The sequence below is a fragment of the Micromonospora lutea genome (genome assembly GCF_016863535.1).
In the GTDB taxonomy this organism is placed as follows: domain Bacteria; phylum Actinomycetota; class Actinomycetes; order Mycobacteriales; family Micromonosporaceae; genus Micromonospora; species Micromonospora lutea.
The window spans coordinates 1-15,688 of sequence record NZ_BOPB01000009.1 but is presented as its reverse complement, the minus strand read 5'-3'; the positions used below and the strand labels follow the sequence as shown (position 1 = coordinate 15,688).

At 70.9% G+C, this 15,688-nt stretch carries 11 protein-coding genes; 2 read left to right on the top strand and 9 right to left on the bottom strand.

The genetic code is table 11. The features are described 5' to 3' along the window. The first annotated feature begins 17 nt into the window (after window positions 1–17). Window positions 18–497: a DUF4383 domain-containing protein gene (locus Vlu01_RS07955; protein ID WP_203996071.1), complete on the top strand. Its 480-nt coding sequence runs from the start codon at window positions 18–20 to the stop codon at window positions 495–497. A gap of 34 nt (window positions 498–531) precedes the next feature. On the opposite strand, the gene obgE is transcribed toward Vlu01_RS07955, so the two are convergent. The 7 genes from obgE to Vlu01_RS07920 form a co-directional block, all read right to left on the bottom strand. Continuing rightward, the gene (obgE, locus tag Vlu01_RS07950; RefSeq protein ID WP_203996069.1) at window positions 532–1,983 is read right to left on the bottom strand and encodes a GTPase ObgE; all 1,452 of its coding nucleotides are present in this window, start codon (window positions 1,981–1,983) and stop codon (window positions 532–534) included. A 91-nt stretch (window positions 1,984–2,074) separates the two neighbouring features. Then, on the bottom strand, window positions 2,075–2,329 hold the full coding sequence (gene rpmA / locus Vlu01_RS07945) for a 50S ribosomal protein L27 (RefSeq protein ID WP_091197044.1): 255 nt from the start codon (window positions 2,327–2,329) through the stop codon (window positions 2,075–2,077). An 11-nt stretch (window positions 2,330–2,340) separates the two neighbouring features. After that, window positions 2,341–2,655 (bottom strand): 50S ribosomal protein L21, encoded by a 315-nt coding sequence (rplU, locus tag Vlu01_RS07940; protein WP_093407572.1) that lies wholly within the window; start codon window positions 2,653–2,655, stop codon window positions 2,341–2,343. A gap of 165 nt (window positions 2,656–2,820) precedes the next feature. Then, window positions 2,821–3,333: a hypothetical protein gene (locus tag Vlu01_RS07935; RefSeq protein ID WP_203996066.1), complete on the bottom strand. Its 513-nt coding sequence runs from the start codon at window positions 3,331–3,333 to the stop codon at window positions 2,821–2,823. 187 nt (window positions 3,334–3,520) lie between these two features. Further along, window positions 3,521–6,631 (bottom strand): Rne/Rng family ribonuclease, encoded by a 3,111-nt coding sequence (locus Vlu01_RS07930; RefSeq protein WP_203996065.1) that lies wholly within the window; start codon window positions 6,629–6,631, stop codon window positions 3,521–3,523. Between the two features lie 129 nt (window positions 6,632–6,760). Continuing rightward, entirely contained in the window at window positions 6,761–7,480 is a 720-nt protein-coding gene (locus Vlu01_RS07925) for a TIGR03936 family radical SAM-associated protein (protein ID WP_203997023.1), read from the bottom strand. Between the two features lie 99 nt (window positions 7,481–7,579). Continuing rightward, complete coding sequence (locus tag Vlu01_RS07920) at window positions 7,580–9,565, bottom strand: TIGR03960 family B12-binding radical SAM protein (RefSeq protein ID WP_203996063.1); 1,986 nt, start codon at window positions 9,563–9,565, stop codon at window positions 7,580–7,582. A 636-nt stretch (window positions 9,566–10,201) separates the two neighbouring features. Between Vlu01_RS07920 and Vlu01_RS27485 the strand changes: the two genes are divergently transcribed. After that, a complete protein-coding gene (locus Vlu01_RS27485; RefSeq protein ID WP_444543439.1) occupies window positions 10,202–11,251 on the top strand; it encodes a hypothetical protein in 1,050 nt (349 codons plus the stop codon). A gap of 33 nt (window positions 11,252–11,284) precedes the next feature. Here the strand turns inward: Vlu01_RS27485 and Vlu01_RS07910 are convergent, their stop codons facing one another. Next, entirely contained in the window at window positions 11,285–11,983 is a 699-nt protein-coding gene (locus Vlu01_RS07910) for a lysophospholipid acyltransferase family protein (protein ID WP_203996060.1), read from the bottom strand. Between the two features lie 144 nt (window positions 11,984–12,127). After that, window positions 12,128–15,316: an isoleucine--tRNA ligase gene (ileS, locus tag Vlu01_RS07905; RefSeq protein WP_203996058.1), complete on the bottom strand. Its 3,189-nt coding sequence runs from the start codon at window positions 15,314–15,316 to the stop codon at window positions 12,128–12,130. Window positions 15,317–15,688: the final 372 nt, after the last annotated feature.

Here is a 15,688-nt window from a genome sequence, read left to right as displayed (position 1 = left end):
CCACGGAGGTGACATCGATGGCGCGTCGGTCAGTCGGCGGCCGGGCCACACGAACCCGGGTCCAGCTCGCCGCCCTGGTCGTGGCGGGAGTGTTCCTGCTGATCGGGGTCCTCGGGTTCGTGCCCGGCATCACCACCGGCTACGGCGGCATGACCTTCGCCGGTCACCACTCCGAGGCCCGGCTCCTCGGTGTGTTCCAGGTCTCGGTCCTGCACAACCTGCTGCATCTCGGCTTCGGTGTGGCCGGGCTGCTGCTGGCCCGCACCGTGGCCGGTGCCCGCGTCTACCTCGTGGGAGGTGGTGTGCTCTATCTCGGGTTGTGGATCTACGGTCTGGCCGTCGGCGAGGAGAGCACCGCGAACTTCGTCCCGCTCAACGACGCGGACAACTGGCTGCACCTGGGACTGGGCCTCGGGATGATTCTGCTCGGGCTGCTACTGTCGGCGCGGGCCGGTGGCAGCGACGGTCGCCTCGACCGGCCGTTCGACCGACCGTGATCATTCCGACCGCTTCACCCAGCGGCCCATCGAGCTACTCGGCGTCGTTGCCGTCGTCGGACGTCGGCGCGATCTCGTCGGCCGGTCGCTGCCGCCGTGCCTTGCGGGCCGCGAGACGCTCGGCCGCACTGGCCCGGGTCGGCTTCTCCTCCAAGCGGACGTCACGACCCCGGGCACCCGGGACGAACTCGGCACCGGCGTAGAGGGTCGGCTGCCAGTCGAACTCCCGCTCGGCGATGCGAACCAGGTCGCCGGGCTGGGCACCCGCCTTGACCAACTGCTCCTCGACGCCGAGACGGGCCAGCCGGTCGGCGAGGTAGCCGACCGCCTCGTCATTGTCGAAGTTCGTCTGACGCACCCAGCGCTGAGGTCGGGTACCGCGCACGGTGTAGGAGCCGTCAGCCTCGGCCTCGATGGTGAAGCCGGCGTCGTCGACCGCCTTCGGTCGGATCACGACCCGGGTCGGTTCGGCCGACGGCGTCGCGGCACGCGACTGTTCCACCAGCTCCGCCATCGCGTACGTGAGTTCCTTGAGCCCTTCCCGGGTAGCTGCGGAGACCTCGAAGACCCGCAGGTCACGCGCTTCCAGGTCGGGTCGGACGATCTCGGCGAGGTCGCGACCGTCCGGCACGTCGACCTTGTTCAGCGCGACCAGCCGAGGCCGGTCGGCCAACCCGCCGTACTCGGCCAGCTCCGCCTCGATGGTGTCGATGTCGGCCAACGGGTCCCGCCCCGGCTCCAGCGTGGCGGTGTCGACGACGTGCACCAGCACGGCACAGCGCTCGACGTGCCGGAGGAACTCCAACCCCAGCCCTTTGCCGGTGGCAGCGCCCGGGATCAGCCCGGGCACGTCGGCGACGGTGAAGGTGTGGTTGTCGAGCCGGACGACGCCGAGGTTCGGCACCAACGTGGTGAACGGGTAGTCGGCGATCTTCGGCTTGGCAGCGGAGATCACCGAGATGAGCGACGACTTCCCGGCCGACGGGAAGCCCACCAGACCGACGTCGGCGACGCTCTTCAGCTCCAGCACCACGTCCAGTTGCTCGCCCGGCTCACCCAGCTCGGCGAAGCCGGGCGCCTTGCGGCGCGCGTTGGCCAGTGAGGCGTTGCCCCGGCCACCCCGGCCACCCCGGGCCACCTCGAAGGTGGTGCCGGCACCGACCATGTCGGCCAGCACGGTGCCATCGGTGGTCTGCACGACCGTCCCGTCCGGCACCTTGAGCACCAGGTCGGCGCCGTTTCCGCCGTCCCGGTTCGATCCCGCGCCGCCCCGCCCGTTCTCCGCCTTGACGTGCGGACGGAAGTGGAAGTCGAGCAGTGTGTGCACCTGCGGGTCCACCACCAGGGAGACGCTGCCGCCGTGCCCGCCGTTGCCGCCGTCCGGGCCACCGAACGGCTTGAACTTCTCCCGGTGGATCGAGACACAGCCGTGCCCGCCGTCGCCGGCCTGCAGGTGCAGGACGACCCGGTCAACGAACGTTGTCACGCCGTAATCCTTCCAGCAGGGTCCCGCCCCGCACGAGAAAAGACGAAGCGGGCCGGGGACATCAGGTCCACGGCCCGCTTACGCCGGAGAGCTACTGCTGCGGCACGATGCTGACGGTCTTGCGACCGCGCCTGGTGCCGAACTGGACCGCACCGGCGGCCAGCGCGAAGAGCGTGTCGTCTCCGCCGCGGCCAACCAGGTCACCGGGGTGGAACTTGGTGCCACGCTGACGGATGAGGATCTCACCCGCGCTGACGACCTGACCACCGAAGCGCTTCACGCCGAGTCGCTGGGCCGCGGAGTCACGACCGTTACGCGAGCTGGACGCACCCTTTTTGTGAGCCATTGGAGGACGACCTACTTCCCGCTGGAGATGCCGGTCACCTTGACCTGGGTCAACGGCTGGCGGTGACCCTGGCGCTTGTGGTAGCCGGTCTTGTTCTTGAACTTGTGGATCCGGATCTTCGGGCCCTTGGTGTGCGCGGCGATCTCGCCGGACACCTCGACCTGAGCGAGCTTCGCCGCGTCGGTCACCAGGTCGTCACCGTCGACGAGGAGCACCGCGGCGAGCTTCACCGCGTCACCGGGGGCACCGGTGAGCTTCTCGACCTCGATCACGTCGCCCTCGGCGACCTTGTACTGCTTGCCGCCGGTCTTGACGATCGCGTACATCGGAGGCGGACTCCCTGTCGTTGAGGCTGCTGGCGGTCGTCCCCACGGCGGCTCGCCGGGCAGCAGAAGCACGGCGGCGCGGGCACGCGGGAACTCGGCACACCAAAGTGCGCCGCAGGTTAGCGTACGCCATGGTCGGGCCGGGACCCAAACCGGGCCGGACGGTCAGCGGGCGCAGAGTTGGTCGAGGCGCTGCTGCAACCTGTCGAGCGAGGCTCTCTCAAGCGCCTCGACGTCGGTGCCGAGCCGGTCGACCTCGGTCGACAACTCCCTCAGCAGCTTCTTGAGCTGCTGGTCGTCGGCGCGTGTCGCCTGCGCTGCGAGCGCCTTCGCCCAGTCGGACAGCGCCGCCTCGGCCCGCCTGCCGGCCGCCGCCGCGCCGGCGGTGTCACCCGCGCCGGTCGCGGTGACCATCGCGGCCAACTGCTCGACGTACTTCTTGCCCGCGTCACCGCTGGCCTGTTGCGCGGCGGCACAGACCTGTGGGGCGTTTCCACCCGCCGCTCCGGAAGCGGGGGTCGCCACCGGTTCGGGGCTGGGCGTCGCCGGGCCGGTGGTGACGTCCACGCCCGTCGAGACCGGGGCGGCCGGCTCGTCCGCAACGCGGCGCTCGGCCGAGCAGGCGGTGCCGGCGAACAGCGCGGCGATGACCACGGTGACGGCGAGCGGTCGGCGCATCGTCTCCTCCTCCGGCGGCCGCGTCCACCCGCCGCGTGCCGGACGCACGAAGACAGGCCAGCGTGCCCGGGCCGGGCCGCGGCGACCGCTCATCGACGATACGGGACGGCCCGCCCGGCGGACATCACCACCGGACGGGCCTGCCGCTCGTCATCTGCCCGTCACCGGGCGCTGGCTTCTACCGCCGTCAGGGCCGGGTACGCCGACGTGCGCCTCCGCGACGGGAACGACGCCGACCGGTGCCGTTCTCGCCGCCCTCCTCCTCGTCGGCCTCGCCGAGCGCGTCCGGGTCGTCCGGAGCGGCGAGCCGTGCCGACTCGCCCTGCTGGCTGTCGACGATGTCCGGCCCCGCCGGGGTGTCTGTCTCGTAACGCGACAGGTCGTAGCCCATGGTGTCGTGAAGGTCGGCGTCGGTGCTGCTCGTGGTGTCGCTCTCGGTGACCTCCACCACGGTCCGCTCCGCCGAGGCGGCACTCTTGCGCGCGCGGCGCCGGGAGGATCCGTTCGTCTGCTCGGCCGCCGGAGCACCGGCCGAGGCGACCGCCTTGACCTTCTCCGGGCCACCGGAGCGCGGCTTCTCCGGCACCGGCTCGGTGTGGATGACCAGGCCCCGACCCTTGCAGCACTCGCAGGTCTCGCTGAACGCCTCCAGCAGCCCGGCACCGATCCGCTTCCGGGTCATCTGCACCAGACCCAGCGAGGTGATCTCGGTGACCTGGTGCTTGGTACGGTCCCGGCCAAGGCACTCGGTCAGCCGGCGCAGCACCAGTTCCCGGTTCGACTCCAGCACCATGTCGATGAAGTCGATCACGACAATCCCGCCGATGTCCCGCAGCCGCAGCTGCCGGACGATCTCCTCAGCCGCCTCCAGGTTGTTACGGGTGACCGTCTCCTCCAGGTTGCCGCCGGCACCGGTGTACTTGCCGGTGTTCACGTCGACCACCGTCATCGCCTCGGTCCGGTCGATCACCAGGTGTCCGCCGGAGGGCAGGAAGACCTTGCGGTCGAGACCCTTGAGGATCTGCTCGTCGATGCGGTACTCGGCGAAGACGTCCTTGGTGCCCACGTGCCGGCGCAGCCGCGCAACCAGGTCCGGCGACACGTGCGTCAGGTACGACTCGACCATGTCGTACGCCTCGTCGCCCTCCATGACCAGTTCGCGGAAGTCCTCGTTGAACAGGTCGCGGACCACCCGGATCACCAGGTCCGGCTCCTGGTAGAGGAGCACCGGTGCACCGCCCTCGGCGGCCTTGGCCTGAATGTCCTCCCACTGCGCCTGGAGCCGCTTGACGTCCCGGGCCAGTTCGTCCTCACTGGCGCCCTCGGCCGCGGTCCGGACGATCACTCCGGCACCGTCGGGCACGAGCTTCTTCAGCGCGTCACGCAGCCGCTTCCGCTCCGTGTCCGGCAGCTTGCGGCTGATCCCGGAGGCGTTGCCACCGGGTACGTAGACCAGGTGCCGGCCGGAGAGCGCGATGTGACTGGTCAACCGGGCTCCCTTGTGCCCGATCGGATCCTTGGTGACCTGCACCAGCACCGAGTCACCGGACTTGAGTGCCTGCTCGATCGAGCGGGCTCTCCCCTCCAGACCGGTGGTGTCCCAGTTGACCTCGCCGGCGTACAGGACCGCGTTGCGACCCCGGCCGATGTCGACGAACGCCGCCTCCATGCTCGGCAGCACGTTCTGCACCTTGCCGAGGTAGACGTTGCCGGCCATGGTGCCGGAGGAACTGCGGGTGACGTAGTGCTCGACCAGGACGCCATCCTCCAGGACGGCGATCTGGGTCCGGTCACCGCGTTGGCGCACCGCCATCACCCGGTCGACCGCCTCCCGGCGGGCCAGGAACTCCGACTCGCTGAGGATCGGCGGTCGGGTCCGACGCTGCTCGCGACCGTCCCGACGGCGCTGCCGCTTGGCCTCCAGCCGGGTCGAGCCGGAGACTCCCTGCACCTCGTCGACCGTCCGGCGCGGCTCCCTGATCTTCACCACGGTGGGCACGCCGTCGTCGGCGGCACCGTCGGTGTCACCGGCGCCCCGGCGACGCCGCCGACGACGTCGACGGGTCATACCGTCGCCCTCGGCCTCGTCCCCCTCCTCGGAGTCGGACTCGGATTCGGCCTCGGCCTCGTCCGTCTCGGCCTGAACGATCCGCTCGGCCTCGCTCTCGTCGACCTCATCGCCGTCATCGGCGCCGCCCTTGCCCCGACCTCGGCCCCGACGACCCCGGCGACGGCGACGCCGACCGCCTGCGGTCTCCTCGTCGTCCTCCTCATCCTCGGTGGCCTCCTCGGCCTCCGCGATGGGTTCCTCCTCGGGCTCGGTCGCCACCGCCGGCTCGGTCTCCCGCCGGCTCCGGCGGCGCCGCCGGGACGGCTCGGCCGGTTCCTCGGCAGGCTCCTCCTCGGCGGCCAGGGCGGCAGCGGCGCGGGCCGCGATCACCTCTTCCGGGGCCATGAACAACACCGTGGGCGCGGTGAGCGCGGCCTTCCGACGGCGGGACCGGCTTTCAGGCTCGGCCGGCGTCACCTCCGCACCCGTCGGCTCGACCGAACTCCCAGGCTCCACGGATCCCACCGGCTCGGCGTCCTCGGCTGGTTCGACCGCCTGTTCCAGGTCGGCGACGCCCTCGGCGGGCAGCGCTGCGGAGCCGAAGTCGGTCCCCGCTGCCGGCGCGACACCAGCATCCGCCTCGACGGCGGGCGACTGCGGCGGCTCGGCCTGGGCAGAAGGATCGGTCGTGACGTCGGCGGACGGTTCGACGGCCGGGGCCGTCGACTTCCGGCGACGGGTGCGGGTCACCTTGGCCGGCGGCGCCACGTCGCTCTCGGCGACCTCTGCCTCGGCCACGGGCTCCTCGACGGCCTTCTGCCCGGTGGCCTTACGACGACGTCGTGGCGTCTTCGCCGCGGTGTCGAGGTCACCGGAGACCGGGGCGAAGACCTCGGCCTGGGGCGATTCCCCGACACCCACCGTCGCGGCGCCGGACGCCTCCACCGGCGCGTCGGTCTGCTCCGGCCGACTGACCGAGGTGGCCCGGCGGCGGGTGGTCCGACGGCGCGGCGCCGGCTCGACGGGCGGCACATCACTCAGATCGGCGACGCCACCCAGGTCAGCGGTGCCACTCGCGGCACCGGCGATCTCCTGCGGCGGGTCAGCGACCGGGCCCGGTTCGACCGCGTCCGGTGACTGGCGCGCGCTGGTCACCTCACCGGCCGTCTCGGCGGTACTGTTCCCGGCGGTCTCGTCGGCCGGGTTGGCGCCGGTTCGTTCGCTGCCCTCGGGCTCGTTCTCGAGCATGGACGTTCTCCAGTTCTGGCTTCCCCGGGCGCGGGTGAGCGCTGCCACGCAGGGTTGCCGCAAAGGTGTTTCCCCGGGCGCACGAGGTGCACGCCGGCGAAGTCTGCCTGCCTGGACGCCGACCGTCGGTCAGCGCCCGCCGATGGTTGCCCCGTCGCGTTCCGCGTCCAGCGGATCCACGATCGCACCCTGCGCGGTCAGCGTGCCCTGAGCCAGCCGGATCACCTTCGGGGCCACCGGCGGCTCCAGGCCGGCCACCACGCGGAAGCCGGAAAGGACGTCATCGGGCCGTACGGACGGGGTGACCTGCCGCACGACCAGTTCGAGTATCGCACACGGTACGGCCGGCTCCCCGGAAGGCGTCGCCGGTGCCGCGATCACATCGATTTTGACAACTGCGGCACGCGCGTCGAAGGTGCGCCGGCCCTGCTTGGTCATTCGTTCGACCAGTACCTCTTCGGCAGCGGTGAAGAGGGCCACGGCCTTGGCCAGCACATCCGGATGCACCTGCGGCAGCTCGATCCGCCAGTGCGACGCCTCGATCCGGTCGGGCAGGCTCGACCCGCTGGCCACCACGGCGTCGAGCACGTCGAGACCGGGCGAGAGCGCCGCGTCCAGGGCCGACCGCAGCTGCTCCGGATCGACCACTTCACGCAGGCCGATCTCCAGATACTCCGCCTCGCTCGCGACCCCGGTCGGCGCCGCGCTGGCGTACGAGATCTTCGGGTGCGGGGTGAAACCCTGCGAGAAGGCCACCGGTACGCCGGCCCGGCGCAGCGCCCGTTCGAAGGCCCGGGCGAAGTCCCGGTGCGAGGTGAACCGCAGCGGGCCACGCTTGGCGTACCGGATCCGGACGCGTTGGACGACCGGTGCCTGGCCGCCCTCGGGCTGTGGTTTCCTACTGATCGTCCTGCTCCTCGGTGTCGGACCCCACCTGGGCCGCCGGGGTCACTGTTGCGCGCCGGTGGGCAGCTTCAGACCGTTGACCGGAGTCAACGGGAGCAGCTTCCGGCCGGTCGGGCCGATCTGGATCTCGGTGTCCATCGCCGGGCAGACGCCGCAGTCGAAGCAGGGCGTCCACCGGCAGTCGTCCTGCTCGTACTCGCTGAGCGCGTCCTGCCAGTCCTGCCAGAGCCAGTCCTTGTCCAGGCCCGAGTCCAGGTGGTCCCAGGGCAGGACCTCCAGCTCGTCGCGCTCGCGGGTGGTGTACCAGTCGAGGTCGACCCCGAAGCCGGGCAGCACCTCGGCTGCGGCGTCCACCCAACGCTGGTACGAGAAGTGTTCGCTCCAGCCGTCGAACCGCCCGCCGTTCTCCCAGACCCGGCGGATCACCGCGCCGACCCGACGGTCACCACGGGACAGCAGACCCTCGATCAGCGACGGCTCGCCGTCGTGGTAGCGGTAGCCGATCGCCCGGCCCAGCGAACGGTCCGCGTTGATCGCCTGCTTGAGCAGCCTGAGCCGGTGGTCGATGACCTCCGGCCGTTCCATGGCGGCCCACTGGAACGGGGTGTGCGGCTTCGGCACGAACCCGCCGATCGAGACGGTGCACCGGATGTCCTTGGAGCCGGTGGCGGCCCGCCCAGCCCGGATGACCTCGTGCGCCATGTCGGCGATCTCCAGGACGTCGGCGTCCGTCTCGGTCGGCAGCCCGCACATGAAGTAGAGCTTCACCTGCCGCCAACCGTTGGTGTACGCGGTGACCACGGTGCGGATGAGGTCGTCCTTGGACACCATCTTGTTGATCACCTTGCGGATCCGCTCCGACCCGCCCTCCGGGGCGAAGGTCAGACCGGTCCGGCGGCCGTTGCGGGACAGCTCCTGCGCCAGGTCGATGTTGAACGCGTCGACCCGGGTGGACGGCAACGACAGCGAGACGTTGGTGCCCTGGTACTGCTCGGCCAGGCCGGAGCACATGTCACCGATCTCGGAGTGGTCGGCCGACGACAGCGAGAGCAGGCCCACCTCGTGGAAGCCGGAGAACTCCAGCCCCTGCTGGACCATCTGCCCCACGGTGGTGATGGAGCGTTCCCGGACCGGCCGGGTGATCATGCCAGCCTGACAGAACCGGCAACCCCGCGTACAGCCTCGGAAGATCTCCACCGCGTACCGCTCGTGGACCGTCTCGGCCAGCGGAACGAGCGGCTTCTTCGGGTACGGCCAGGCGTCCAGGTCCATCGTCGTGCGCTTGTGCACCCGGAACGGCACGTCCGCCCGGTTCGGCACGACCCGCTGGATCCGGCCGTCCGGCAGGTAGTCCACGTCGTAGAAGCGCGGCACGTAGACGCTCTCGGTACGCGCCAACCGCAGCAGCAGTTCGTCCCGCCCGCCGGGGCGTCCCTCCGCCTTCCACTCCCGGACGATCCCGGTGATCTCCAGGACCGCCTCCTCGCCGTCGCCGAGCACGGCGGCGTCGACGAAGTCGGCGATGGGCTCGGGGTTGAACGCGGCATGCCCACCCGCCACGATCACCGGGTCGTCGTCGGTCCGGTCGGCCGCGAGCAGCGGGATCCCGGCCAGGTCGATCGCGGTGAGCAGGTTGGTGTAGCCCAGCTCGGTGGAGAACGACACACCGAACAGGTCGAAGTCGCGCACCGCGCGGTGGGCGTCGACGGTGAACTGCGGCACCCCGTGGGCGCGCATCAGCTTCTCCAGGTCCGGCCAGACCGCGTACGTCCGCTCGGCGAGGGTGTCCGGCAGCTCGTTGAGCACCTCGTAGAGGATCTGCACGCCCTGGTTGGGCAGGCCGACCTCGTACGCGTCGGGGTACATCAGTGCCCACCGTACGGTCGCCGCGTCCCAATCCTTGACCACCGCGCCCAGCTCACCACCGACGTACTGGATGGGCTTTGTCACCTGGGGCAGCAGCGGCTCCAGTTGGGGCCACACGGAGTTTGCCGCGACGGGACGCGAAGTGGTGGACGGGACGCTCATGATGCCCAAGGGTACGCGCCCGTCCACCACCGACCGCTCATACCCGCCCGCTCATACCTGTCGCCGTGACGGGTCGGTGAGTGAGCGATCTCGTTCGGTGAACGCCGAGCCCGCGGCGACCTCGGGGCGGGCCCCCCTGGTCCACCGCGCGGACGGCCGATTCGATGCCGGTGGCACACCGGTACTAACCTCGGACCGGCGTGAGAGGAGATTGCCGCGATGCCGGAGCCGCAGCCGGAAGCCGACCGGCCGGTCGACGGGAGCCGTCCGGATCACCACCGGGACGGGGAGCCGGCGGTCACCCACGAACTGCCCACCGACCCACCACCGGCCGACGACCGGTCGGCCAGCCCGGACGGGAGCGAGCAAGCCGACGCCGGGCACGCCGACACCGCACCCGTCGAAACCGGCGGGCCGGCCGAGATGCCACCCACCACGGTTGGCCCGCTCGCCGACGCGACGCCCACCAGGGCCGACCCCCTCGCCGACGCGACGCCCACCAGAGTTGACCCGCTCGCCGACGCGGCGTCCTCCAGGGTCGACCCGCTCGCCGATGCGGCACTTCGCGAAGCCGGCTCCGACGACGGGCAGCCCTCCGCCCCGGCGGAACCGCAGCTTGGTCCGCAGGGCACCCGGATGCTGCCCGAGTCCGCGCCCGAGACGACCACGCCGCGGTGGAGCGGCTCGGCACCGGTACCGCCGGCAGCACCACGCCGTCGCGGCTGGGGCGAGTCGGCCGAACCCACGCCGCCGCCGGCTCCACCGGTGCCGCAGCCAGAGCACCAGACGCCGGTCGATCCGTGGGCCGGCGTCGACACCAGCGGTTGGGAACTTCCCTCGACCGATTTTCCCGCCCTGCCGCCGACGTTGTCCTACCCGAGCCCGCCGCCGACCCGGCCGTACTCCGGACCCCCGGTCTCCCCGGCGCCCCCGGTGTCACCGGCGCCGGTCTCACCGGTTCCGTCACCCCCGGTCGCGCCGCAGCGGCAGCCGCAGCCACCCGGGCCCTACCCGCCAGCTCCGATCGGTCCCCCGGCACCGCCGCCGACGAGCGGTCGGCGGGGTCGGAAGGCCAGACCCGTCGCACCCCCACCCGGCTGGCAGCCGCCCCAGGGGTACGTCCCGGTACCGGTCCGCAAACGCCGCCGCTGGCCGTGGCTGCTGCTGCTGACCTTGGCCTGCTGCTGCGGCTGCCCCGCCTACTACGGCCTGCCGATGACCAGCCAGTACCCGGCGAGCGCCTCGTTGCCGCAACAGGTGGCCGATCTGAGGCTGCGCGAGGACCCCCGGAGCACCCGCGACGCGCGCCAACTGGAGACCCAGATGCGCGAGGCGCACCTGCTGGCCGAGAACACCTTCGCCGGGATCTACCACACGAGCAACGGCAAGCGGGTGACCGTCTTCGGCGGCACCGGCTTCCGGCTCACCCCGTCGGCGGACGCCGACGCGGAGATGAAGCGCCTCACCGACCAGTACGGACTCGGCGAGACGCAGGTGATGGAGAGCGGCGTCCGGGGTCGTCACGAGCGCTGTGCCGTGGGCCGCACCGACGGTGTCGGCGCAGTGGTGTGCACCTCGGTGGACCACGGCAGCATCACCACCGGCGTCTTCACCGGGCTCTCGGTGGACGACAGCTCGCGGCTACTGGGCACCCTGCGGAATCAGATCGTCACCACGGACGGTTGATCTCCGTAGGGCTGCTCCACCCGGCGTGACGGCTCAGCCGGCGTCGGCTTCCCCGGCGACCGGCGGGTGGGCTCGCGGCGGCGCGTAGCGGGAGACGTACTCCTGGCCGGTGAGCTTCTGGATCTCGCCCATCATCTCGTCGGTCATCTGCCGCAGCGACAGCCGGTCGTCCGGACGACCGGTGAAATCGAGCGGCTTGCCGAACCTGATGGTGATCTTTCCGGTGAAGGGACGCGGCACCCGGGCACCGATCGGCTGCACCTTCTCGGTACCGATCATGCCCACCGGAATGATCGGTACGCCGGCGGCGATGGCGAGCCGGACCGCCCCCGTCCGCCCCCGGTACAGCCGCCCGTCCGGCGAGCGGGTGCCCTCCGGGTAGACGACCACCAGATCACCGCCCTTGAGCGCCGGGATGGCCGCGTCGAATGCGGCCAGCGCCGCGCGACCGCCGGCCCGCTCCACCGGGATCGCGCCGAGACCGGTGAGGACGAACTTGGAGAAGCGGCCCTTGATGCTGGTACCCGTGAAGTACTCGGACTTGGCCCAGAACGCCAGGTGCCGGGGCACGACCGTGCCGAGGAACAGTTCGTCGGCCACCGACAGGTGGTTGCCAGCGAAGATCGCGCCGCCCTTGTCCGGGATGTGCTCCAGCCCCTCCACCGTGGGACGGAACGCCAGCCGCATCGCGGGCCCCACGGTGAGCTTGCCGATGGTGTAGAGCAGCGGCACTGGTCCTCCGGCGGATCGAATGAGGTACGAGGCGGTGTCACCGTAGCGGACCGCTCCACGGCAGCGTGCGTGAGGTCGGGCTGGTCCGCTGGCTGAGTGCCGGGCCGGGAGGGGCCCCGGGCGGAAGGGGCCCCTCCGGACAACTCAGACGCGACGAACGACGACCGTCACGGGCACACCCTCGCCGACCTCACCGGCGAAACCGTCGATCCCCTCGGCGAAGTCGACGCTGTCGGCCAGCACCTCCCGAGCCACGAAGTCGCGGTACCCGGCCACCGCCGCCCGAACCTCGTCGGAGGCCGACGCGGTCACCACGATCCGGTCGGAAACGCCGAAGTCGGCGTCCCGACGCGCCTGCTGCACCACCCGGACGAAGTCCCGGGCCACCCCTTCCGCGGTGAGTTCAGGGGTGACCAGGGTGTCCAGCACCACCACCCCCTCCCCGCCGGGCAGCGGCGCCGAGTGCTCGGCGTCGGCGGCGACCAGTCGCAACTCGTACTCGCCGTCGGCGAGGGTGACCCCGGCAGCCACCGGGGCACCGTCGTGGAGCTCCCACTCCCCCGCCTTGACCGCCTTGATCACCTGCTGCACCTGCTTGCCGACCCGGGGTCCGAGTGCTCGCGGCACCACCGTCAACACCTGCTGGCAGTACGCCGACACGTCGTCGGTGAAGACGACCTCCTTGACGTTGACCTCGTCGGCGACCAGGTCGGCGAAGGGCCGCAGCTGCCCGGCCGCCGGGCTGGCCACGGTCAGCTTCGGCAGCGGTAGCCGCACCCGCAGCCCCTTGGCCTTACGCAGCGACAGCGTCGCGGAGGCCACCGCACGCACCGCGTCCATCGCGGCGACCAGCTCATGGTCGACCGGGAACTCCTCGGCCACCGGCCAGTCGGTCAGGTGCACCGACCGCTCGCCGGTGAGTCCACGCCAGATCTCCTCCGCGGTGAGCGGCGCCAGCGGCGCCACCACCCGGCAGAGCGTCTCCAGCACGGTCCACAGCGTGTCGAACGCGTCCGCGTCGCCCGCCCAGAAGCGATCCCGGGAACGCCGCACGTACCAGTTGGTCAACGCGTCCAGGTAGGACCGCACGGTGGCGCAGGCGCCCGAGATGTCGTACGCGTCCATCTGCGCGCCGACCGTCGACACCAGCTCGTTCGTCTTCGCCAGCACGTACCGGTCGAGCAGGTGCGTGCTGTCCACCCGGCGCCGCGCGGTGTAGGAGTCCGCGTTGGCGTAGAGCGAGAAGAAGTACCAGACGTTCCACAACGGCAGCAGCACCTGCCGGACGGCGTCGCGCACACTCGCCTCGGTGACCGGCATGTCCCCGCCCCGCAGCACCGGCGAGGACATCAGCATCCAGCGCATGGCGTCCGAGCCGTAGGAGTCGAAGACGTGGTAGACGTCCGGATAGTTGCTCAGGCTCTTGGACATCTTGCGCCCGTCGGAGCCGAGCAGGATGCCGTGGCTGAGGCAGTTGCGGAACGCCGGCCGGTCGAACAGCGCGGTGGCCAGCACGTGCATGGTGTAGAACCAGCCCCGGGTCTGCCCGATGTACTCGACGATGAAGTCACCCGGGTAGTGGCTCTCGAACCAGTCGCGGTTCTCGAACGGGTAGTGCACCTGGGCGAAGGGCATCGAGCCGGACTCGAACCAGCAGTCCAGCACCTCCGGCACCCGACGCATCATGGACCGGCCGGTCGGGTCGTCCGGGTTGGGGCGGACCAGCTCGTCCACCGCCGGCCGGTGCAGGTCGGTCAGGCGTACGCCGAAGTCCCGCTCGATATCGGCCAGCGAGCCGTACACGTCGAGACGCGGATAGTTCGGGTCGTCCGATTTCCACACCGGGATCGGCGAACCCCAGAACCGGTTCCGACTGATCGACCAGTCCCGGGCGTTGGCCAGCCACTTGCCGAACGAACCGTCCTTGATGTGCCCGGGCGTCCAGTTGATCTCCTGGTTCAGCTCGACCATCCGGTCCTTGAACTTGGTCACCGCGACGAACCACGAGGACACCGCCTTGTAGACCAGCGGGGTGTCGCAGCGCCAGCAGTGCGGGTACGCGTGGGTGTAGGTGTCCTGCTTGAGCACCGCCCCCCGCTCCTTGAGCTGACGGATCACCGGCTTGTTGACGTCGAAGACCTGCTCGCCCTCGAAGGGCGGCACCAGCGCGGTGAACCGGGTGTGGTCGTCGACGGTGACGATGGTCGGGATGCCGGCCGCGTTGCAGACGTTCTGGTCGTCCTCACCGAAGGCGGGAGCCAGGTGCACGATCCCGGTGCCGTCCTCGGTGGTCACGAACTCCGCCCCGAGCACCTGGTACGCGTTCGGCCCGGCCTGCTCCACCAGGAAGTCGAAGAGCGGCGTGTACCGCCGCCCCACCAGGTCCGCGCCGCGAACCGTGCCGAGCTGCTCGTACCCCTCCAGTTCCTTGGCGTACGCGGCCACCCGCCCGGCGCCGACGACGTAGCGCTCGCCGTCGCGTTCCAGCACCGCGTACTCGATGTCCGGACCGACGGCGAGCGCCAGGTTCGACGGCAGGGTCCACGGCGTGGTGGTCCACACCCCCAGCCGCACCGGCCCACGGACCAGTTCCGGCGCGGACTCGTCGCCGGTCAACTCGAACCACACCGTCAGCGTCGGGTCGTGCCGGTCCCGGTAGACGTCGTCCATCCGGGTCTCGGTGTTCGACAGCGGCGTCTCGCACCGCCAGCAGTACGCCAGCACCCGGAAGCCCTCGTAGACCAGACCCTTGTCGTGCAGGGTCTTGAAGGCCCACATGACGCTTTCCATGTAGTCCAGGTCGAGGGTCTTGTAGTCGTTGGCGAAGTCCACCCAGCGCGCCTGCCGGGTGACGTAACGCTCCCAGTCCTGGGTGAACTCCAGCACCGAGGCGCGGCACGCCTCGTTGAACCGGGCCACGCCGAGGTCGAGGATCTCCGCCTTGCTGGTGATGCCGAGCTGCTTCTCGGCGACCACCTCGGCGGGCAGGCCGTGGCAGTCCCACCCGAAGCGTCGCTCCACCCGCCGCCCACGCATGGTCTGGTAACGCGGCACCACGTCCTTGACGTACCCGGTGAGCAGGTGGCCGTAGTGTGGCAGACCGTTGGCGAACGGCGGTCCGTCGTAGAAGACGTACTCGTTGTCGGCGGCTCCGCCGCTGGCAGCGGCGCCCGGTGCTGCTTCCGACTGCCGGCTGGAGGCCGGCCTGGCCTCGACCGACGCCTCGAAGGTCTTGTCGGCCGTCCAGTGCTCCAGGACCCGGCGCTCGACCGCGGGCAGGTCCGGGCTCGCCGGGACGCCGCCGGCGGTCGGGTCGTGCAACGGATAGGCCATCGGGGTCGCTCTCCTCGCTGACGCTCACTGTCTGTGGGTCTGCGAGGACGAGCCTTCCGGTACGCCGTCACCGACGTCCCACGGCCCGCGGTACCACCCCGCTTGACGGTCGAGAAACAACCGCCCGCTCGTTAGGCCGGCTGTGACGGGCCGGACCCGTCCGGTTCTACTGAGCCGGTCCCCCGGCCGTTCTTCCGGAAGCTCCCCGGTGATAGCCGGATCATCGCCGCCCACCCATGATACCCACCCCCTCCCCCCACCCTCCCCCCAATAACCCCCCACCCCCTCCCCCCGCGATCATGCAGTTGTGGCACCTACCAAAAGGGGCATACCGGCACGATTCGACAACCACAACTGCATGATCGGCGACGC